Genomic DNA, 19,568 nt, shown 5'->3' on the forward strand with positions numbered 1-19,568 from the left:
GGTCCAGATGACGCCCGTCCCCGCCAGCACGGTGGTGGCCTACCGCGACGACGGGCCGCTCTCGCGCGCCATGGGCCTGCTCGTGGCCGGGCAGCTCCCGCCGCTGCCGCCGGTGCTGGCCGGCATGTTCGTCACCGGCGTGCTGCTGCTCATCGGCGTGGCCGGGGCCGACGGCCTCGCGGTGTTCGCCCCCACCGTGACGCTGCTGCTGGCCGGACCCGGCAGCTCGCACGCCCACGACGGCAGGCTCGACTGGCTCGTGCCGCCGATCCTGCGGCTCATCGAGTACGCCTTCCTCACGGCCTGCGGCTTCGCCAACGGCGTGCATCCCGTGCTGATCTTCCTGCTGCTCGGCGCGCTCGCCTTCCGCCACTACGACCTCGTCTACCGGCTGCGCCAGCGCGTCTACCCGCCGCAGTGGCTGGCGACCGCCGGGCTCGGCTGGGATGGCAGGATGATGATCGTCTCGTTGTTCGCCCTGGCCGGCTGGCTGACCGGCGGCTACGTGCTGCTCGCGCTCTACCTGTGGGCGTTGTTCGGCTGGGAGAGCCTGACCTGCTGGCTCGCCGCGCCCCGGGTCGGCACCGAGACCGCCGAAGCGGGAACGCAAGACTAACGGCGGATTACCCGCAGAAGTGCCAAAGGCGAATACTCTTTGGGCCTACAGAGACGCTCGACTGAGGAGTGCACGTTGCTGGGAATGGTGCTGGCCGCTGGGGCCGGACGACGCCTGCGGCCGTACACCGACACGCTGCCCAAGGCGCTCGTGCCGGTCGACGGAGAGACCACGATCATGGACATCTCGCTGCGCAACCTGGCCGAGGTGGACCTGCGGGAGGTCGTGGTCGTCGTCGGTTACGCGGCCCAGGCCGTACACGAGCGTAAGGACGACCTGGAGAAGCGGCACGGCGTCAAGCTCACCCTCGTGCACAACGACAAGGCCGAGGAGTGGAACAACGCCTACTCCCTGTGGTGCGCCCGCGACTACTTCGCCCAGGGGGCGCTGCTGGTCAACGGCGACACCGTGCACCCGGTCTCGGTCGAGAAGACGTTGCTGTCGGCCCCCGAGACGAGCGACATCCTGCTGGCCGTCGACAACGTCAAGAAGCTGGCCGACGAGGAGATGAAGGTCACGCTCTCGCCCGAGGGCTCGCTGCGGCGCATCACCAAGCTGATGGACCCGGCCGCCGCCTACGGCGAGTACATCGGCGCCACGCTCATCCGCCCCGGCGCGGCCGAGCGCCTGGCCGACGCGCTCAAGGCCACCTACGAACGCGACCCCCAGCTCTACTACGAGGACGGCTACCAGGAGATGGTCGCGCGCGGGGAGGTCATCCACGCCGCGCCCATCGGGGAGGTCGACTGGGTCGAGGTGGACAACCACGACGACCTGGCCAAGGCCCGCACGATCGCCGTCCGTTACTGAGGGGCGCGCATGCCGCTTCTAGCCAGGATGCTGCCGGCCCCCCTGACCATGGACGTCAGGAGGGGCGCGGTCGCGCAGCTCGGCGCACTGCTCGCCGACAGCCGCGTGGCGACCTCCGGCCGGGTCGCCGTGGCCGTCGGGCCGGGCCAGGGCGACCACATCGAGAGCCTCATCGCCCCCACGCTGGGCGAGGCGGAGGTGTTCCGGGTGGCCGACGGCACGGTCGACGCCGCCGTCTCGCTCGGCGCCGACCTGCGCAAGGGCGCCTACGAGGTCGTGGTCGGCGTCGGCGGCGGCAAGACCATCGACGCGACGAAATACGCCGCCTCGCTCGCCGGCATCCCCATGGTCGCCGTGGCCACCAACCTCTCCCACGACGGCATCTGCTCGCCCACGGCCTCCCTCGTGTACGAGGGCGGCAAGGGCACGTTCGGGGTGCCGATGCCGCTGGCCATCCTGGTCGACCTCGACTTCGTGCACAACGCGCCCGAGTCGCTGGTCAGGGCCGGGGTCGGCGACGTGGTGAGCAACCTGTCGGCCATCGAGGACTGGCAGCTCGGCAACGTCGAGCGCGGCGAGCCCATCGACGGGCTGGCCTGCTCGATGGCCCGCACCGCGGCCGAGGCGCTCATCGGGCGCACCGACTCCATCGAGTCCGACGCGTTCCTCACCGTGCTGGCCGAGTCCCTGATCCTGTCGGGCATGTCGATGGTCGTCGCGGGCTCGTCGCGGCCCGCGAGCGGTGGAGATCATGAGATCCTTCATGCCGTGGATCAGCTCTTCCCCGGCACCTCCAACCACGGCGAGCTCGCCGGCATCGGTGCCGCCTTCTGCTTCTTCCTCAGGGAGGACGAGGCCCGGGTCAAGCAGGTCGTCGACTGCCTGCGGCAGCACCGGCTGCCGGTCGTCCCCGGCGACATCGGGCTGACCGGCGAGCAGTTCGCCGAGGTCGTCGCGCTGGCCCCGGCCACGCGTCCCGGCCGTTACACGATCCTGGAGCACCTGCGCATGCAGGACTCCGAGATCCGCGATCGGGTAGGGGACTATGTCCGGGCCTTCGGTAGCTGAGCTGCGGCAGGTGGCCCAGCCGGCGGGCCACCTCGAACGCAAGAACGGCGAGCACTGGGCGGGCGTGCTCTACATGCGGCGCCTGTCCATCTACGTCACCTGGCTGATGGCCAAGACGCCGGTCACGCCCAACCAGCTGACCTGGGTCATGACGGTGGCGGGCGTCGTCGCCGGGGTCGTCCTGGCGCTGCCGGGGCTGTGGGCGGTCGTGCTGGCCGCCCTGCTCGTGCAGGTCTACCTCCTGCTCGACTGCTCCGACGGCGAGCTGGCCCGGTGGACGGGCAAGACCTCGCTGACCGGGGTCTACCTCGACCGCGTCGGCGCCTACTTCACCGAGGCGGCGCTGCTGGCCGGGCTCGGCTGGCGGGCGTCCGCCGTTCTACCGGATTGGTATACCGTGCTCGGCTTCGCGGCCGCGCTCGGCGCCATCCTGATCAAGGCCGAGACCGACCTGGTCGACGTCGCGCGGGCCAAGGGCGGGCTGCCGGCCGCGAGCGAGGCGTCCGTGGCGCAGTTCCGCTCCGGGCTGCTCAGCCTCGCCCGGCGGATCGTGGCGGCCACGAAGTTCCACCGCATCATGCAGCCCATCGAGTTGTCGCTGCTCGCGGTGGTCGCGGCGGTGATCGACGCGGTGCTCGGCGACCTGACGGCGACCCGCGTTCTGGTGGTCGCCTGCGTGGTCGCCGCCGGGGTGCAGGCGGTGCTGCATCTGGTCAGCATCCTGGCTTCGCGGCGGCTGGCCTGATCATGGCGGAACCGCAGGCGGCCCTCGTCCGTCGTATTGATCGGACGTTCGCCGTTCGGTGGGGGTTCACTGCCGGTTCCGATACGCTTAGCTTCACCATCCAGACCATGCAGACCAGCAGACTCGGTGATCATGAAAGAATGCTCCGCTCGTGTCCTCAACGCGTCAGGACGATGATTCGTTGAAGATTTCGTGCGTCATCCTCACCATGGGCAACCGGGTCGCGGAGCTGAACCGGGCGGTCGAGTCAGCGCTCAACCAGGTCGACGGCGACGTCGAGGTGGTGATCGTTGGTAACGGAGCCGACGTGCCCGAGGTGTCGGCGACGCCACCCGAGGGCTCGGCCGCGGTCGTGAAGGCGATCAGGCTGGAGCAGAACACGGGCATCCCCGCCGGCCGCAACCGGGGCGTCGAGGAGTGCTCGGGAGACGTCGTGCTGTTCCTCGACGACGACGGCTGGTATGCCAGCCAGAAGGTCGTCGCGCACGTGCGCGACCGCTTCGCCACCGAGCCTGATCTCGCGGTGCTCTCCTTCCGGGTGATGGACCCGGAAGGCGGCATCGGCCAGCGCCGCCACGTCCCGCGGCTGCGGGCCGGCGACCCGCAGCGCTCGTCGCCGGTCACCACGTTCCTCGGCGGCGCCTCGGCGATCAGGCGCTCGGCGTTCCTCCAGGTGGGCGGGCTGCCGGAGAAGTTCTTCTACGCCCACGAGGAGACCGACCTGGCCTGGCGGCTGCTGGGCGAAGGCTACCGCATCGAGTACGACGCCGAGACGGTGATGTACCACCCGCAGGTGCCGCCGACCCGGCACGCCGACTTCTACCGGCTCAACGCCCGCAACCGCGTCTGGCTGGCCCGCCGCAATCTGCCGTGGCCGCTGGCCGTCCTGTATCTGACCAACTGGATCGTGCTCACGCTCATCCGCGAGCGCGGCACCAGCGGGGCGCTCAAGGCCTGGTTCGCCGGCTTCTTCGAGGGGCTGCGCACGCCGGCCGGTGAGCGCCGTCCCATGGCCTGGCGCACCGCCTGGCGCATGGTCAAGCTGGGCCGCCCGCCGATCGTCTAGGTCTCGAGCGCCTCCCCGAAGGTCAGCTGGGCATGCGAGACGGTCGTGGTGAACGTCGCCCGCCGGGGCAGCCCGAGCTCGCTCAGCTCCTTGGCGATGGGGTGGTTGCCCAGGCGGATCAGCGCGCCGCCGGCCCGCAGCCGGGCGCCGCGCACGCGTACGGACCACGGCACGCGCCTCGTGACCCCTTCGCGGTGGGTGTAGGCGGCGAACGGCGCCACGACCGCGCCACCCGGCACGGGCACGCCCGGCTTGACCAGCATGTCGAGCACCAGCCGGCCGTCCTTGCGCAGCACGCACCGTTTGTACGGTGAGTTCAGCCGCAGCTCGATGTCGGCCAGCTCCTTCGGGAACCCCCACAGCGTACGGCCGGCCTCCAGGGTGAACGCCTGGTCGACCGGCAGCCAGTGCACGAACAACCCCGCATGCCGCAGGTCGGCCGGCCCCTTGGAACCGGTCGTCCCGGGCGGGCGGATCAGGAAGGCCATGCCGAACTCGTGGTAGGCGTCGAGGTCGCCGTCGCGGTAGTCGATGAACAACAGCACGCAGACGGCCTTGCCGGGCAGCACCTCGGCCACGTCGAGCCCCGAGTACGCGATCACCGCTCGGGCGGCGTCGGCGCGTACCGGATAGAAGGCGCCGCAGACCTCGGCGTCCCGCACCCGCACCGGCATGCCCACCGTCCTGCCTTGGATCAGATGCGATGCCATGGCACCAGTACATCAACCGGTCCGGCCTGTGACCATCTCCCCCCGGGTGCCGTCTAGGTGATGTGACCATTGGAAGAACACGGGGGGCGCCATCATCGAGGAGCTGTATCGCGAGCACTGGCCGCTCGTGTGCGGGTTCCTCCTGCGCAGGACCCGTGACCCCCATCTCGCGGAGGACCTGGCCCAGGAGACGTTCGTCAAGGCGACCAGGGCGCTGCTGGGCTGGCGCGGGGAGAACCCGGCCGCGTGGCTGCTCAGGATCGCCCGCAACGTCCTCATCGACCACGTCCGCCGCGCGCGTCGTGAGCTCGCCCTGCCCGCCCCGGAGGAACTCGGGGTGCCGCCGTTGCACGTGGCCTCGCTCGACGTGCGCGACGCGCTGGAACGGCTGCCGGAGCGTCATCGCCGGCTGCTCGTGCTCGTCTACTTCGAGGGTTTCTCGCTGGCGGAGGTGGCCGCGATGACCGGCAGGAACCACGCCTCGATCAAGACCGCCGTGTGGCGCGCCAGGACCGCCTTCGCCGAGATCTACGGAGATCAGAATGACTGATGATTTTCCAGAAATGCCGGACTTTGATGTGAAGCTGACCAGGCGGGCGGTCCGGCGGGGGCTCTTCAGGACGGCGTCCGTCGTGCTCGCGGTCCTGCTGGCGCTCGCCCTCGCCGCCACGGTGGGGTCGAGCCTGGTGCAGACGCGCGGCGACCGGGAGCAGCGGATGACGGACGTGCTCGGCACCGCCTTCAAGCTGTACAACCCGGCCTACCAGGTCGTCGTCGGCGCGTGCTGCGCGACCACGCCGGCGTCGATGTCGTTCGAGGTCACCGCCGCCCCGCTGCGCGCCGCCACCGGGCCCTGGGCGGGCGGCGGCGCGTACACGATCAGTCAGGACCTCTTCGGGCGCGTGGGGCGCCTGCCGCTGGGCCACACGGCGGGCACCAGGCTCTCGCTCGCGCTGTTCGACGTCGGGGGCGCGCTCGCCCCCAAGGACGAGGTGCGCAAGGTGCTGGCCAGGCTGCCCGACGGGCTCAACGCGCTGGCGGTGGTGGAGTTCGCCGCGCCCCTCGCGCCGGACGCGCTGAAAGGCTTCCTGGAGGCGTACGACACGTGCGCGGACAAGGTCGTCTACGAACGCAGGACGAGCGCGCTGCCGATCACGTGGGGCACGGGCACGTGGGACCGCGGGGAACTCGCCGAGGGGAAGGAAGGGTGCGGCGTGGAGCTGGGCAATCTCCGGGAGTGGACCGGGCTCCTCCGCGAGCACGACGACGCGAACCTGCGCCGGTTCGACCTGTCCCTCGACCGGCTGCGCACGGCCGCGCGCGACGGTCTGGCCTACGCGTACGTGGCTGATCTCGTCGCGATCGAGAAGCTGCGCCGGATCCTCGAGGACCCGCGCGTGCGCACCGTCCGGCTCGCCGACGTCGCCTTCGACCTCGACCGCCCCTAGCGGCCGAAGGAGTGGGCCGCTCCTTCGGCGGGTGCCACGGCTCAGCGCGGGATCTCGGCGGTGGCGGTCAGGACCGCGCGGGCGAGGATGTGGCCGGACATGGTGAAGCCCAGGTAGGCAGGAGTGGCTTCGGCCGGGACGCCGATGTGCTCGACGTCCAGGGCGTGCACCACGATGAAGTAGCGGTGGGGGCCGTGGCCGGCGGGCGGTGCGGCGCCGGTGAACCGGGCCACGCGGACGTCGTTGGGCAGCTGGAAGGCGTCTTCCGGCAGGCCGGAGCCGGCATCGTCGCCGGCGCCCTCCGGCAGCTCGGTGACGGTGGCGGGGATGTCGGCCACGGCCCAGTGCCAGAAGCCGGAGCCGGTGGGGGCGTCCGGGTCGTAGACGGTCACGGCGTAGCTCTTGGTGCCCTCGGGGGCTCCGCTCCAGGACAGGTGCGGGGAGACGTCCTTGCCGCCGGGGACACCGGCGGACATCTGCTCAAGGGGCAGGGGCGCGCCGTCGGCCACGGTCGTGCTGGTGACGGTGAAGGCCGCCGCCTCGGGGAGGCGAGCGAAGGGGTTGTTGCCGGTCATGACGTACTTCTTTCCGTGGAACGGCTGGCTACAGTGATCGATCATAACAGACATAATCGATTATTTTGTCGCGCCGTTAGTATGTGGCCGTGACTCAGACGGTCCGCGGCCCTGCCTTGTCGGGCAAGCAGATGCTTTCGGAGCAGGTTCACGCCCGGCTTCGGGCGGCCATCCTGCACGGGGCCCACGCTCCCGGAGACGCGCTCAAGCCGCAGGAGTTGGCCAAGGACCAAGGGGTCAGCCTCGCCGTGGTGCGCGAGGCCCTGGTGCGGCTGGTGGGGGAGGGGCTCGCCGACCGGCTGCCCAATCGCGGCTTCGCCGTGCCGGCCTGCTCCGATCGCCGCTGGCAGGAGCTCACCGAGGCCCGGCTGACCATCGAAGAGCCCATGCTGCGCATGTCGGTCGAGCGTGGCGACGTCGAGTGGGAGGCCCGCGTACGCGCCGCGCACCACAGGCTGGCGCGCACCCCGGCGTTCGCGCCCGAGGAGGGCGAGTACTACAGCGACGCCTGGGCCGAGGCCCACCACGGCTTCCACCGCACCCTGCTGGAGGGCTGCGGCAACTCCGTCCTGCTCGACACCTTCGACCGGATGTGGACGGCGAGCGAGCTGGCCCGCCGCTGGTCCGGCCACCGCACGCCCAGCCGTGCGCCCCTCGACGAGCACCGTCGCCTTGAGGAGGCCGCTCTCGCCCGCGATCCCGCCGCCGCGGCCGCGGTTCTCGTCCGGCATCTGAGCCTCACCGCGGCGGCGCTGTCGCCGGACCGGCACTCCTGAGCCGGCGCGTCAGACGGCCAGGGCGTGGGCGGCCAGACCGGCCCAGGACTCCGCCTGGCGGGCGAAGGCGGCGGCCTGGTCGGGCCAGTGGTGGCGCAGCCGGGCCTCGGCGTGGCCGAGCGCCCCGAGCTTGACCCGCCGCGCGGGGTTCTCCTTGAGGTCGAGAACGGCGTTCAGCACGGCGTCCACGTCGAGGGGCACGACGAGCCCGCAACCGACGGGCTCGACCAGTGGGGCGCCCGGCGGGGTCGTGATGACCGGCAGGCCGCGGCCCATGTAGTCCATGATCTTCGTGGGCGGCGTCCGAACGGTGTCGCGGGCCAGCGACAGCCCGGCCAGCGCGCCCTCGGCCATGCGCAGGGCATGGCGGTTGGGTACGTAGCCGAACCAGTCGAGCAGGCCCACGCGCTGGGCGTCGCGCAGCAGGGGGCGCACGCCGGGGGCCGCCGCGCCGATCACGTCCATCCGCACGCCGTACGGGATCAGGCGCTCGGCCAGGCCGACCAGCTCGTGCACCCCGCGCTCGGCCGACAGGCGGCCGATGTGCACGACCCTGGTGTCGCCGGGGAGGGGCGGGCTGGGCGACACCAGGGTCCCCTCCGGCACCACCTCGGGGTCGATCACCTGGTGACGCCGCGCGGCGCGGGCGAGGTGCCGGGGGGCGACGGGCTCGCGTACGTCCCAGACGACCGGAGGGCGCCGGTGGGGCAGGGCGCGCAGCAGCCGGTGGTCGTGGACGATCAGCAGGTCCGCGTCGCGGACGCCGCGTCGCAGCGCGCCGCGCGCCTTGCCGTACGAGGCCTCGTGGGCCACGTCCACCGCGGTCAGCCTCATGGCGGGGGTCACGTTGAAGAACGTGAACGGCGCGACGTAGGTCACCTCGTGACCGGCGTCGAGCAGTGCCCTGATCTGCCGGTGCATGATCCGGGCGTCCTCGGGGTGATGGACGGTCGTGGCGACACATGCGCGCATGTGTCGATGGTCCGTGCCTACCAGGTCAAAGGCGTTAATGCGGGTGGAACGGTCGCTTAACTTCGCGCGGGGCGCCGATAGAGCCAGGTCAGGCGCGGCTCCAGCACCCACTTGAAGATCGCGCGGGTCTGCGGCAGGCACAGCACGATGGCCAGCGCGAAGCAGGCCGAGCTGATCGCCAGCACGCCGAGCGGCCCGAACAGCCACGGGAACTTCAGCCAGCCCATCTCCTTGGCGATCATGACGGGGATGCCGTGGAGCAGGTAGCAGTAGAGCGTGCGGGTGCCGAGGTCGGTGTACCAGGTCTCCTTCCTGGGCACCAGCGCCAGCACCGCGACGGACAGCGCGAGCGCGCACACCAGCAGGCCGGTGCGCAGGCCGAGGCCTTCGTACCAGGTGAGGTCGAGGTTCGCGTAGCTGCCCTTGAAGTAGAACGGCGCGACAGGCGTGCGCGTGGACGCGACGAAGATCGCCACCGCCGCCGCGGCCAGGATCACGCCCACGCCGACGATCTTGATCCACAGCCGGTCGAGCCGCTCGAAGTGCTCGGGCTGCAGCACCAGGCCGATCACGAAGAACGGCATGAGACCGAAGAAGCGGTCGAGGCTGAAGTCGCCGTTGATGTCGGAGAACCCGGCGAACAGGTAGATCGCGATGGCCACCGGCACGGGGTGTTTCATCCGCTTCCACACCGGTGTGGACAGCCGCCAGAACAGCAGCGCCACCAGGTACCAGTTGAGCCACGCCGGGTCGTCGATCGACAGGCTCCACTTGTGGCCCAGCGCCCACCGCAGCGTCGCGTAGCCGACCTCGACCACGACGTACGGGATGAGCAGCGTGTCGACCAGCTTGTTGACCTTGGCGGTCGAGTTCTGGACCCAGAAGTTTCGCGACAGATAGCCGCTGATCAGCACGAACAGCGGCATGTGGAACGTGTAGATGAAGATGTAGAGCGACCTGGAGGAGTCGGCCGTGAGCGTGGGCACCAGCGAGTGGCCGAGCGGCACCAGGGCGATCAGGAGGAACTTGACGTTGTCGAGGAACGGGTCGCGCTTGCGCGGGCCCGACTCCGGCTCCGGCTCCGGCTGCCCACCGGGCGCGGCGCCCTGGCCCACCGCGGGCTGGGGCGCGGTGAGCTCGCCGGGGCCGACCCCATGGGGGTCGGTGGACGCACCCCAGTACGCCCCTTGCGGTAATGGCCAGCTCGTCCCCGTGACGTCGGGCCCGTCGTCGGCGGGCCTCCGCGGAGTCGTGACCGGTGGGGAGGATCTGATGTCAGACACTGGGGGAGTCGCTCAGCTTCGCTCGGGGGCCGGGGAACACGACGGCAAACACGCCCAGCGGGTCTTGCCGACCCGTGTCGCGCTGCGTCGCCGACCTGCAACAGATTAGTGCGTCCGCCGTCCCCCTCGGCCCGGAACGCCCGGTTACACAGGGAACTTTGAGGCTCAGGTGCAGACGTTCTTCTGCTCCGACGCGGTGATGGTGCTGTTCTGGACGCTGTCGGGAAGCTTGGTCACCTTGACCGAGTCGAAGTCCTCGCCGATCACGAGCTGCGTCACCGGAGTGCTCTTGGCGGTCGTGCCCGTGGCCGCGACACCGGCCGTGGCCGCGTACGCCTGCGCGCCGATCGCCGCGACCTTGCCCTGCTCGGCGGCGGGCTTGGGCAGCACCGACCCGGCCAGCGTGTCCGCGCCGGCGGTCGCCATGTCGGTCGGCTTGGCGTAGTGGACGGCGGTCTTGGCCAGGCTCTGGCCGTCGGGCGCCTCGTAGTTCCCCACCCCGACGACGTTGAAGCCCTGCTTGGCGAGCATGTCGGCGACCTCGGCGGCCCTGCCGGGGGTCTTGGTGCCGTTGAGCACCTGGACCTTCACCTGCTCGGGCTTGACGGTGACCTTCGGCTTGGCGCTCGCGCTCGCGCTGGCGGCCGGCGTCGGCTTGGCCTCTTCCGTGTCGGTCTTGATGGCGGTGAACAGCTCGGTGGCGTCGGGTTCCTTCCAGATGACGCGGTTGGTGTCCTTGGGGTCGGGCACCCACGGCACCGTGGTGAACTGCACGCCGTTGGCGGTCATCTCGCGGGCGCTCGTCGCGATCTGGATGAGCTGCTCGGTGTCGTTGGCCAGCTCGGGGTCCATGGTGACCGAGCCGGCCGCGGCGGCGATGAACTCGCGCAGGCGCCCGACGTCGGTGAGCAGCTCGCTGCTGGTGGCCTTGGCGACGACCTTGCTGAGGAAGATCTGCTGGCGCTTGATGCGCTGGATGTCGCTGCCGTCGCCGTAGTGGCGCAGGCGTACGTAGCCGAGGGCCTTCTCGCCGTTCAGCAGGCTCTTGCCGGGCGGGAGCACCAGCTTGGAGGCCTTGTCGTTGACGCCCGACTTCAGGCAGATCTCGATGCCGCCGAGCGCGTCGACGATGTTCTTGAAGCCGCTGAAGTCGACCTCGACGAAGTGGTTGACGCGGATGCCGGTGAGCTGCTCGATGGTGGTCATCGTGCAGGCGATGCCGCCGGAGTTGTACGCCGAGTTGATCATGTCGCGGCGCGGGGCCATCTCCTGCTTGGTGGCCTCGTTCTTGCACCGCGGGATCTGCACCATGGAGTCGCGGGGGAAGCTGATCAGGCGGGCCTTGTCGCGGTCGGGCGAGATGTGCATCAGGATGATCGTGTCCGTGCGCTTGCCGCCCGCGTCGGCCGTTCGGGCCAGCTGCTGGCCGTACTTGGCGTTGCCCTCGCCGGCGCGTGTGTCGGAGCCGACGAGCAGCACGTTGAGCGCCCCCGTGTCCGGCGGCCGCGGGTTGAGGATGTCCTCTTTGACGCTCTTCTCGTTGATGTTGCCGAAGGCGTCGCGGTAGGCCGTGTACGCGGTGAGCGCGCCCGCCACCATGACCGTGGTCATGCCGATGCTGACCCAGGCCAGCACGCGCATCTTCGTCTGGCCGCCGCCCCCGCCCTTGCCGGAGCGGTGGCCGCGCGGTGGGTGGTCGCCGGGCGGCGGAGGAGTCGCGGCGGCCGCTCTGCGGGCCATCCTGCTGCCTGGCTGAGTGGGGGCCACTCGGCGGCCCAGCTCATGATCGACTACCGGCACGCCCCTGTAGTCACTCATACGCCCCTAGCCTCTTTCCTCGCACCTGGTGCGCCGGCCCGGTCGCTACGCGCCACGAGACCAGGTCACGTACGGCGTGCCTCGAGCAACGACCGCGGGGAACGACCGTGACCAGGGCGTGATGTTTCCGCGGCAAAGCATACTCAGACCCGGACATTGGGTGGAATATCATCGCCAAACTCTTTCTCGCTGCCGGACTGTCTTAGCACGTCGGGACGTAGGCTCAGGGCCGCCGCCAAACAGGCCAAGGGCACAGCCGGCAGGACGTACCGGTAGTCGAACTCGGCGGTCGCGGCCGGTGTGATCAACAGCACAACGGCCGCCGACCACGAGACCGGCCAGACCGGAACCCCGGTGCGGCGCCTCCCGCGCCACCTGCGCACGGCCGCCGCCGCGGGCGGCACCAGCAGGACGGCGAGGAGCACCGTGCCGGGCAGCCGCACGAAACCCTGGTAGGCCCGCAGCACCCCGGCGTAGGGTTCGACGATCTCTGTGCCGATCGCGCCCTGTTCGTAGAGCTTGGCATATTCTGCACCGACCTGTGCCGGATAGCGGCCCGGCGGCCCCGGCGGGGTCTCCGGGAACTGGTAGTAGCCGTAGACCTCGGCGTCGGGGTATACCGGGCGGCCCCAGACGAACGTACGGCCCAGCTCCGTCAGCACCGAGGCGGCGTAGTCGAGCGGCTGGGCGGTGATCGCCCGCATCGCGAACCTGGCCGCGAGGTCGTCGTTCGCCTTCGCGAACGTGATGTCCGGCAGCAGCACCAGCGGGGAGTCCTTGGCCCAGATGTACTCCTGCGACGGCGGGCGCTGCCCGGGCGGGCGCGGATCGCACAGCACCCGCAGGTCGGGCGGCGGGTCCATGCGCTCGCAGTCGGCGAACGACATCGTGCGGGCGTACAGGAAGACGCCGTTGGCGCCCACGATGCCGACGCGCTCGTAGGTGGCGTAGAACCAGGCGCCGTACGCGACGATCGGGACCAGCGCGGCGGCCAGCAGCACCCCGGCCGGTTTGATCCGCCGGCGCAGCAGGAACCATGCCGCCAGCACGACGATGAGCGGCTGGCCGACCGTCCTGGTGAGGGTCGCGGCGGCCAGCAGCAACCCGATCAGCACGACGGTGGACGTGCGCCGCGTCACGCACAGCGCCACGGCCAGCACGATCAGGAACATGAACAGGGTGTCGGAGACCAGCAGGTGCTCCAGCTCGACCTGGTACGGGTCGAGCAGCACCGGCGCCGCGGCCGACGTCGCCGCCCACCTCGGCGCCCGCCGCGCCGCCCGGTACACCAGTAGCCCGGTCGCCAGGCCGAGCAGGTGCTGGGCCACCGTGACGGCGCCGAAGGAGTGCAGCGGCTCCAGCAGCGTGAGGAACATCGAGTAGCCGGCCGGCCGCACCAGGTCGGGGCGGGGGTGGAAGACCGTGACGACGTAGGTGTAGGTGTCGGGGAACCACAGGGCCGGGCGGTAGCCGAGCATCGCCAGCACGCGCAGGGCGGCACCCGCCGCGAACAGGGCGAGGAACCAGCCGTGCCGCCGCGCCACCCCGGCCGCGTCCCGCGGCAGGCGCCGCCGTCCGCGTGCGCTGTCCGGGTCGCCGGCCTCAGCCGTCTGCCTCACCCGCACACCGTCCGCCTGACCGCCACGTAACCCACCGCTCCTCCCCGTCCGGTCCCGGAGGCGAGGTGGTGGGGCGGCTCTCCGGTGGGTGGGCTCTTCGCGGCGCAGGCTCCCGTCACGTCGCGTACGGTACCGCCGATTTTCGCCAACCCATGACTTCGGGCCGGTGGGGGTGAGGCGTTGGGTTGGATACGCTCGCTGATCGATGGAAGTGGATCGATCCGGCCGGATACTCGCCGCCATCACCGTGCTGCCGGCGTTGGCCGTGGCGGGGTGGTTGCTGGCGGGGCTGCCGCTGTTGATGCTCGGCCGGTTCGGGGCCGTGCCGGTCGCGCTGCTCGGGGTGGCGGCCGCGGCCGTGCTGGGCGTGCTCGGCACGCGGCGGCTCGGCAAGGTCGTCGAGGCGACGTCCCCGCAGGTCGCGGGCCTCGTGGCGGTGGCCGTGGCGTCGGGCGTGTTCAACGGCGTCATGTACAGCGAACAAGTCGCCATCCGGCGCGATCCCGCGACGTACACCCAGTACGCCGCCTGGATCGCCGCCCACGGCTCACTGCCCATCCCGCCGCAGGCCGAGGCGTTCGGCGGCCCCGACCGCTGGCTGGACTTCGTCAGCATCGGCTTCTACGACGTCAACGGCTCGGTGCTGCCGCAGTTCATGCCGGGCTCGCCGATGTTGTTCGCGATCGGCCACTGGCTGGGCGCGCCCTTCGTGATGCCGGCGGTGCTCGGCGGGCTGGCCGTCCTGACCGTGGCGGGCGTCGTGGCGCGGCTGGTGGGGGCGCGCTGGGCGGTGGTCGCCGCCGTGGCGGTCGCCGTGAGCCAGCCGGTCCTCTACACCTCGCGTACGACGTTCAGCGAGATCCCGTCGCTGATCCTGCTGTTCGGCGGGCTGGCGCTGGCCTACGACGCGCTCACCGGCACGTCGGGCCGGCGGCTGCGCGGGCTGCTGGCCGGGCTGGTGCTGGGCCTCGCGGTGCTGGTCAGGATCGACGGGCTGCGCGACGTGCTGCCCGCTCTGGCGTTCGCCGGGCTGCTGATCGCGATGCGCCGCTTCGCCCGGCCGGAGGGCACGGTGGGGCCGCCACTGCTGGCGGGCCTGCTCGCCGGGGCCGGGCTCGGGCTGGTGGGGGCTTACGAGCTGGCCCGCCCGTACCTGATGTACCTGTCGGGGTCGGTCCGGCCGCTGCTGTTCATCTGCGCCGGCGTCCTGGTGCTCACCCTCGTCGGCACGCTCGCCGCGCCGTGGCTGGCCCGGATCCGGCCGCCCGCCTGGGCCCCGGCGGCGGGCGTGGGCCTGGTGGTCGTGCTCATGGCCGGCCTGTACGCCCGTCCGTGGTTCCAGACCGTGATCCGCGTGGCGGACAACCCCGGCGACATCCGCACGGCCGAGATGATCCGGCAGATCCAGCGCGCGAACGGCCTGCCCATCGACGGCGACCGCCTGTACTTCGAGAACTCCCTGCACTGGGTCGTCTGGTACGTCGGCCTGCCCGCCGTCGTGCTGGCCACGATCGCCGCCGCCGTGCTGCTGCGCCGGCTGCTGCGCGACGGCACGCCGTTCGCCTGGCTGCTGCCGCTGGCGGTCGTCGGCTGGACGACCGTGACCACGCTCCTCCGCCCGGAGATCACCCCCGACCACCCGTGGGCCGCCCGCCGCCTGGTGCCCATCGTGATCCCGGGGATGGTGCTGCTGGCCGTGCAGGGGCTGGCGATGCTCCGCGACCGGCTGCGGCGGCGCGGCACGAGGTCCCGGAAGTGGGGGATGACGGCGGCCGTCCTGCTGGTGCTCGTCCCGCCGGCCGTGACGTCGATCGGCACCGCGTTCACGCCGATCGAGCGCGGGGAGATGGCGGCGGTCCGGGCGATGTGCGACCGGCTGCCGCGCGACGCGTCCGTGCTGTTCGTCGAGCGGGTCACCGGCGACCGGTTCACCCAGGTCGTGCGCGGCATGTGCGGCCGTCCGGCGGCGGAGGTCAAGCGCGTGGGCTCCGACACCGCGCCCGAGGACCAGGTGCGCCGCCTGGCCCAGCGGGTGCGCGCCGCCGGCCGCGTCCCGGTCGTGCTGGCCGCCGAGGAGGACCAGGTCGCGCCGTACGGGCGGGCGACCCAGGTCATGGCGCTGGTCACCCGCCAGGACGAGCGTTCCCTGCTGGAGGCCCCGAACGGCACCTGGACGCTGCGGATGAACGTCTGGATGGCCCCAGTCGAATAGCAGGGCCGGGTAGCCTCAAGGGAGACGATGTGAGCCCGGTACGCGGCCGGGCAGAGTACCCTCGACCCCCGTGAGCACGCTTGAGACCTCCAAGAGTGGACCCGACGTGGAAGAAGCCCCGTACGTCACGATCGTCCTGCCCTGCTACAACGAGCAGGACCACGTCATCGACGAGGTGGAGCGCATCACGAAGGCGATGGACTCGAGCGGCTACACCTACGAGCTGGTGGCCGTCGACGACTGCTCGACCGACGACACGCTGGCCAGGCTCAAGGAGGCCGCACCCCGCTACCCCCGCCTGCGCATCCGCGCCTTCCACCGCAACGGCGGCTCCGGCACCGTGCGCCGGATCGGCACGCAGGAGGCCAGGGGCGAGATCGTCGTCTGGACCGACGCTGACATGTCCTACCCCAACGAGCGCATCCCCGAGCTGGTGCAGATCCTGGAGAAGGACCAGTCGATCGACCAGGTCGTCGGGGCGCGCACCAGCGAGGAGGGCTCCCACAAGCTCCTGCGGGTGCCGGCCAAGTGGATGATCAGGAAGATCGCCGAGATGCTGGCCGGGCAGAAGATCCCCGACCTCAACTCCGGGCTGCGCGCGTTCCGCAAGCCGGTGGCCCGCCCCTACCTGCGGCTGCTGCCCCCCGGCTTCTCCTGCGTCACGACGATCACGCTGTCGTTCCTGATGAACCAGCACGACGTCTACTACCTGCCGATCGGCTACGCCAAGCGGGCCGGCAAGTCGAAGTTCAGCTTCGTCTCCGACGCCTACCGCTACATCCTGCAGGTGCTGCGGATGATCATGTACTTCAACCCGCTCAAGGTGCTCATGCCGCCCGCGCTCTGGCTGGTCGGGATCGGGCTCGCCAAGGGCGTCTACGACATGGTCAGGACGCCGTTCTACTTCCCCGCCAACACCGTCATGATCTTCCTGTCCGGGCTGCTCATCGGGTCGGTCGCGCTGCTCGCCGACCTGATCGTGCGCTCGCGGGGAGACTGACGATGCGCGTCGCGATCGTCGGCCCGACCTATCCGTACAAGGGCGGCGGGGCGCAGCACACCACCGAGCTGGCCCACCGGCTCGCGGCACAGGGCCACGACGTGGTCATCGAGTCGTGGCGGGCGCAGTACCCGTCGTTCCTCTACCCGGGGCAGCAGACGATCTCCGCGCCCGAGGGCACGCCGTACCCGAAGACCGTGCGCCGGCTCGACTGGCGGCGGCCCGACGGGTGGGTGGCGGCCGGGCGGCGGATGCGCGCGGCCGACCTGGCGATCCTGGCCGTTCTGAGCCCGGTGCAGGTCCCCGCGTATCTCGGCGTCCTGTACGGCCTCGGCCGCCGCGCCCGGACGGTCGCGCTCTGCCACAACGTGCTGCCGCACGAGCGCAAGCCGTACGACGAGCCGCTGATGAAGGCGCTGCTCAAGCGGGTCGACGGCGTGCTGACCCACTCCGAGCAGCAGGCCGCACTCGCCCGCGGGCTCACCCGCGAGCCGGTCGGCGTGGCCGCGCTGCCGCCGCACCTGCCCTCGACCTCGGGCGAGCGGGCCGCTCACGCGGTGCACCGGCGGTTGTTGTTCTTCGGCATCGTGCGGCCGTACAAGGGGCTCGACCTGCTGATGCGGGCGCTGCCCGACGGGGTCTGCCTGACGGTCGCCGGTGAGTTCTGGGGCGGGCTCGACGAGACGAAGGCGCTGATCGACGAGCTGGGCCTCGGCGACCGGGTGGAGCTGCGGCCCGGCTACGTGCCGGCCGGCGAGGTGCCGAAGTTGTTCGCCGCGGCCGACGCGCTCGTGCTGCCCTACCGCGACGCCACGGCCAGCCAGAACGTCTGGCTCGGCCACGAGCACGGCGTGCCGGTGATCGCCACCCGCGTCGGCGCGCTGGCCGACCACGTCACCGACGGCGTCGACGGGCTGCTGGTCGAGCCGGGCGACGTCGGCGCCCTGCGCGCGGCCATCGAGCGGTTCTACGCCTCCGGGGAGCCGGAGAGGTTGCGGTCGGGGGTCAAGGCGGTCGATCCCGAGCCGTTCTGGTCGGCGTACACCGAGGCGCTGCTCGGTCTCTGACGGCCGAGCAGGAACGCGATGCCCGCGGCCGCCGCGTCGGCCAGCGTGAACGCCACGCGCGACACGATCGCCACGGCCAGGGCGGCGGGTGTGCCGATGACCGGGCTGAGCACGAGCACCAGCGCCCCCTCCCTGACGCCGACCCCGGCCGGGACCACGACCGTGAGGATGCCGGTGGCCCAGGCGAAGGCGTAGGCGCCGATGGCGATGACGTACAGGTCGGCCTGGCCGGCGAGCAGCACGATGTGCGCGCCGTACACGAGCCAGCCGAGCGCCGTCCAGACGACCGCGACGACGACCGTACGGCCGGGCAGCACGCTCTCCAGCGGCTCCCTGCGCGCCACGCGCAGCGCCAGGTTGAGCCCCCAGGCGAGCACCTTGGGGTGCAGGCCGACGATGATCACGGGGACGAGCAGCACGAGATACCACGCCTCGCGCACCGCATCCAGCTGTCCCAGGGTGGCGGCGGCGAGCGAGATCGCCACCGCGAGGCTGATCACCAGGCCGAGCGACATCGTCGCGAACGTCCGTCGCGGCGGGCTGCCGTGGTCGCGGCCGAGGTCCATCGTGGCCGCGTACGCCCACACCACGCCCGGGATGTACTTCCCCAGCTGGCCCACGAACATGATCCGGCCGGCGCCCCGCAGCGGCACCCGCGTGCCGAGCCCGGCGAGGATCTCGCGCCAGGCGACCAGCATGAAGAACTGCCCGAGCAGCACCGCGGCGAACGCGCCGAGCAGCGCCCACGGCGACATCGCGCCCACCGCGGCGGTGGTCTCGTGCCAGTTGCTCGCCAGGCCGTAGCCGAGGAACCCCAGGGCGACCAGGGCGAGGACGACGCGCAACAGCCGACGCAGCATTGCGCCAGGCTACCGAAGAGCGATTGACATCGGATCGGCTTCGGGGTCGGTACGGTGGGGGCCGTGGTGAAGCAACGGGTCGCGCAGCTCGAATACTCCGAGTTCCAGTCCGCCATGCTCGACGAGGACAAGCGCAGGCGGAAGGCAGCCAAGATCATCGCGGTGCTCGAACACTTTTGCGGCCCGCTGGCCGGTCTGACCGTGGGCGACGTCGGCTGCTCGGCCGGGTTCATCGCCGACGAGCTGGCGCGGGCCGGGGCCGGGCACACGCTGGGCGTCGACATCGACGTGCCGGGGCTGCGCAGGGCCGCCGACCGGTTCGGCGACCGGGTGGCGTTCGTCTGCGGCGACGGCACGGCGCTGCCGTTCCCCGACGGCTCGATCGACGTGCTCGTGTTCAACCACATCTACGAGCACGTGGTCGACCCCGACGCGGTGGTGGCCGAGATGCACCGGGTGCTGGCCGACGACGGCGTGCTCTACCTGGGGCTCGGCAACCGGCTCGGGATCATGGAGCCGCACTACAAGCTGCCGTTCCTGTCGTACCTGCCGCCGGCGGCGGCCGACCGCTACGTGCGGGCCTTCGGGCGGGCCGACCACTACTACGAGCGGTTCCGTACGCGGCGCGGGCTGCGCGAGATGTTGCGGGCCTTCCACGTGTGGGACTACACGTTCCCTGTGCTGGCCACGCCGACGAGGTTCGCCGGCGGAGAGCTGTTCCCCGGGGTGGTGGGGAAGGTGGTCAAGGCCGTGCTGGGACGCATGCCGCGCGGGGTGCTGCGGCTGCTGCTGCCGCTCGTGCCGACGTACCTGTGGGTGGCGACGAAGACGCCGCGGCGGCCGGTGGGCGCGGCGCTGCCGCAGCCGCCCGAACGGGTGCGCCCGCTGTGAGCACCGGCTCCTCCGGCACGGCGGACCCCCAC

At 71.4% G+C, this 19,568-nt stretch carries 19 protein-coding genes; 12 read left to right on the forward strand and 7 right to left on the reverse strand.

Annotated features, from left to right (window positions below):
* The first annotated feature begins 7 nt into the window (after positions 1–7).
* From ACIBP6_RS34555 to ACIBP6_RS34575, 5 genes are all read left to right on the forward strand, one after another.
* Positions 8–616, forward strand: coding sequence for a DUF5941 domain-containing protein (locus tag ACIBP6_RS34555; RefSeq protein WP_397058023.1), 609 nt, complete (start codon positions 8–10; stop codon positions 614–616).
* 75 nt (positions 617–691) lie between these two features.
* Entirely contained in the window at positions 692–1,426 is a 735-nt protein-coding gene (locus tag ACIBP6_RS34560) for a phosphocholine cytidylyltransferase family protein (RefSeq protein ID WP_397058024.1), read from the forward strand.
* A gap of 27 nt (positions 1,427–1,453) precedes the next feature.
* Complete coding sequence (locus ACIBP6_RS34565; RefSeq protein ID WP_165969987.1) at positions 1,454–2,494, forward strand: iron-containing alcohol dehydrogenase family protein; 1,041 nt, start codon at positions 1,454–1,456, stop codon at positions 2,492–2,494.
* The gene (locus tag ACIBP6_RS34570) at positions 2,472–3,239 is read left to right on the forward strand and encodes a CDP-alcohol phosphatidyltransferase family protein (protein WP_397058025.1); all 768 of its coding nucleotides are present in this window, start codon (positions 2,472–2,474) and stop codon (positions 3,237–3,239) included. Before ACIBP6_RS34565 ends, ACIBP6_RS34570 begins: the two co-directional genes overlap by 23 nt.
* A gap of 181 nt (positions 3,240–3,420) precedes the next feature.
* Positions 3,421–4,305, forward strand: coding sequence for a glycosyltransferase family 2 protein (locus ACIBP6_RS34575; protein ID WP_397058026.1), 885 nt, complete (start codon positions 3,421–3,423; stop codon positions 4,303–4,305).
* On the opposite strand, the gene ACIBP6_RS34580 is transcribed toward ACIBP6_RS34575, so the two are convergent.
* Positions 4,302–5,015: an acetoacetate decarboxylase family protein gene (locus tag ACIBP6_RS34580; protein ID WP_397058027.1), complete on the reverse strand. Its 714-nt coding sequence runs from the start codon at positions 5,013–5,015 to the stop codon at positions 4,302–4,304. The genes ACIBP6_RS34575 and ACIBP6_RS34580 overlap by 4 nt on opposite strands.
* A 103-nt stretch (positions 5,016–5,118) precedes the next feature.
* Between ACIBP6_RS34580 and ACIBP6_RS34585 the strand changes: the two genes are divergently transcribed.
* A complete protein-coding gene (locus ACIBP6_RS34585) occupies positions 5,119–5,565 on the forward strand; it encodes an RNA polymerase sigma factor (protein WP_281282784.1) in 447 nt (148 codons plus the stop codon).
* A 13-nt stretch (positions 5,566–5,578) separates the two neighbouring features.
* Positions 5,579–6,463: a hypothetical protein gene (locus tag ACIBP6_RS34590; RefSeq protein WP_397058028.1), complete on the forward strand. Its 885-nt coding sequence runs from the start codon at positions 5,579–5,581 to the stop codon at positions 6,461–6,463.
* Positions 6,464–6,504: 41 nt separating this feature from the next.
* Here the strand turns inward: ACIBP6_RS34590 and ACIBP6_RS34595 are convergent, their stop codons facing one another.
* Positions 6,505–7,083 (reverse strand): YbhB/YbcL family Raf kinase inhibitor-like protein, encoded by a 579-nt coding sequence (locus tag ACIBP6_RS34595; RefSeq protein ID WP_397058029.1) that lies wholly within the window; start codon positions 7,081–7,083, stop codon positions 6,505–6,507.
* 44 nt (positions 7,084–7,127) lie between these two features.
* Between ACIBP6_RS34595 and ACIBP6_RS34600 the strand changes: the two genes are divergently transcribed.
* Entirely contained in the window at positions 7,128–7,814 is a 687-nt protein-coding gene (locus ACIBP6_RS34600; RefSeq protein ID WP_397058030.1) for a GntR family transcriptional regulator, read from the forward strand.
* Between the two features lie 9 nt (positions 7,815–7,823).
* On the opposite strand, the gene ACIBP6_RS34605 is transcribed toward ACIBP6_RS34600, so the two are convergent.
* From ACIBP6_RS34605 to ACIBP6_RS34620, 4 genes are all read right to left on the reverse strand, one after another.
* On the reverse strand, positions 7,824–8,786 hold the full coding sequence (locus ACIBP6_RS34605) for a glycosyltransferase (RefSeq protein ID WP_397058031.1): 963 nt from the start codon (positions 8,784–8,786) through the stop codon (positions 7,824–7,826).
* A 56-nt stretch (positions 8,787–8,842) separates the two neighbouring features.
* Entirely contained in the window at positions 8,843–10,069 is a 1,227-nt protein-coding gene (locus ACIBP6_RS34610) for an acyltransferase family protein (RefSeq protein WP_397058032.1), read from the reverse strand.
* A 165-nt stretch (positions 10,070–10,234) separates the two neighbouring features.
* Complete coding sequence (locus tag ACIBP6_RS34615; RefSeq protein WP_397058033.1) at positions 10,235–11,809, reverse strand: LCP family protein; 1,575 nt, start codon at positions 11,807–11,809, stop codon at positions 10,235–10,237.
* A 221-nt stretch (positions 11,810–12,030) separates the two neighbouring features.
* Positions 12,031–13,506: a hypothetical protein gene (locus ACIBP6_RS34620; RefSeq protein ID WP_397058034.1), complete on the reverse strand. Its 1,476-nt coding sequence runs from the start codon at positions 13,504–13,506 to the stop codon at positions 12,031–12,033.
* A 205-nt stretch (positions 13,507–13,711) separates the two neighbouring features.
* On the opposite strand from ACIBP6_RS34620, the gene ACIBP6_RS34625 reads away from it, so the two are divergent.
* From ACIBP6_RS34625 to ACIBP6_RS34635, 3 genes are all read left to right on the forward strand, one after another.
* Positions 13,712–15,718 carry a hypothetical protein gene (locus tag ACIBP6_RS34625; RefSeq protein WP_397058035.1) on the forward strand — a complete coding sequence of 669 codons (2,007 nt, stop codon included), beginning with the start codon at positions 13,712–13,714 and terminating at the stop codon, positions 15,716–15,718.
* Between the two features lie 70 nt (positions 15,719–15,788).
* The gene (locus tag ACIBP6_RS34630) at positions 15,789–16,718 is read left to right on the forward strand and encodes a glycosyltransferase family 2 protein (protein WP_132621272.1); all 930 of its coding nucleotides are present in this window, start codon (positions 15,789–15,791) and stop codon (positions 16,716–16,718) included.
* Between the two features lie 2 nt (positions 16,719–16,720).
* The gene (locus ACIBP6_RS34635) at positions 16,721–17,785 is read left to right on the forward strand and encodes a glycosyltransferase family 4 protein (protein ID WP_397058036.1); all 1,065 of its coding nucleotides are present in this window, start codon (positions 16,721–16,723) and stop codon (positions 17,783–17,785) included.
* On the opposite strand, the gene ACIBP6_RS34640 is transcribed toward ACIBP6_RS34635, so the two are convergent.
* Positions 17,686–18,645 carry a lysylphosphatidylglycerol synthase domain-containing protein gene (locus ACIBP6_RS34640; RefSeq protein ID WP_397058037.1) on the reverse strand — a complete coding sequence of 320 codons (960 nt, stop codon included), beginning with the start codon at positions 18,643–18,645 and terminating at the stop codon, positions 17,686–17,688. The two genes, ACIBP6_RS34635 and ACIBP6_RS34640, sit on opposite strands and share 100 nt — an antisense overlap.
* Before the next feature lie 63 nt (positions 18,646–18,708).
* Between ACIBP6_RS34640 and ACIBP6_RS34645 the strand changes: the two genes are divergently transcribed.
* Entirely contained in the window at positions 18,709–19,536 is an 828-nt protein-coding gene (locus ACIBP6_RS34645) for a class I SAM-dependent methyltransferase (RefSeq protein WP_397058038.1), read from the forward strand.
* The last annotated feature ends 32 nt before the right edge of the window (positions 19,537–19,568 follow it).

The organism is Nonomuraea terrae (genome assembly GCF_044465245.1).
GTDB lineage: Bacteria > Actinomycetota > Actinomycetes > Streptosporangiales > Streptosporangiaceae > Nonomuraea > Nonomuraea terrae.

Bases quoted from the DNA above. Each gene is read 5' to 3' on its own strand.
- ACIBP6_RS34565 (WP_165969987.1), top strand. From the start codon at position 1,454: ATGCTGCCGGCCCCCCTGACCATGGACGTCAGGAGGGGCGCGGTCGCG.
- ACIBP6_RS34555 (WP_397058023.1), top strand. From the start codon at position 8: ATGACGCCCGTCCCCGCCAGCACGGTGGTGGCCTACCGCGACGACGGG.
- ACIBP6_RS34570 (WP_397058025.1), top strand. From the start codon at position 2,472: ATGTCCGGGCCTTCGGTAGCTGAGCTGCGGCAGGTGGCCCAGCCGGCG.
- ACIBP6_RS34605 (WP_397058031.1), bottom strand. From the start codon at position 8,786: ATGCGCGCATGTGTCGCCACGACCGTCCATCACCCCGAGGACGCCCGG.
- ACIBP6_RS34640 (WP_397058037.1), bottom strand. From the start codon at position 18,645: ATGCTGCGTCGGCTGTTGCGCGTCGTCCTCGCCCTGGTCGCCCTGGGG.
- ACIBP6_RS34580 (WP_397058027.1), bottom strand. From the start codon at position 5,015: ATGGCATCGCATCTGATCCAAGGCAGGACGGTGGGCATGCCGGTGCGG.
- ACIBP6_RS34625 (WP_397058035.1), top strand. From the start codon at position 13,712: ATGGAAGTGGATCGATCCGGCCGGATACTCGCCGCCATCACCGTGCTG.
- ACIBP6_RS34635 (WP_397058036.1), top strand. From the start codon at position 16,721: ATGCGCGTCGCGATCGTCGGCCCGACCTATCCGTACAAGGGCGGCGGG.
- ACIBP6_RS34595 (WP_397058029.1), bottom strand. From the start codon at position 7,083: ATGATCGATCACTGTAGCCAGCCGTTCCACGGAAAGAAGTACGTCATG.
- ACIBP6_RS34615 (WP_397058033.1), bottom strand. From the start codon at position 11,809: ATGGCCCGCAGAGCGGCCGCCGCGACTCCTCCGCCGCCCGGCGACCAC.
- ACIBP6_RS34590 (WP_397058028.1), top strand. From the start codon at position 5,579: ATGCCGGACTTTGATGTGAAGCTGACCAGGCGGGCGGTCCGGCGGGGG.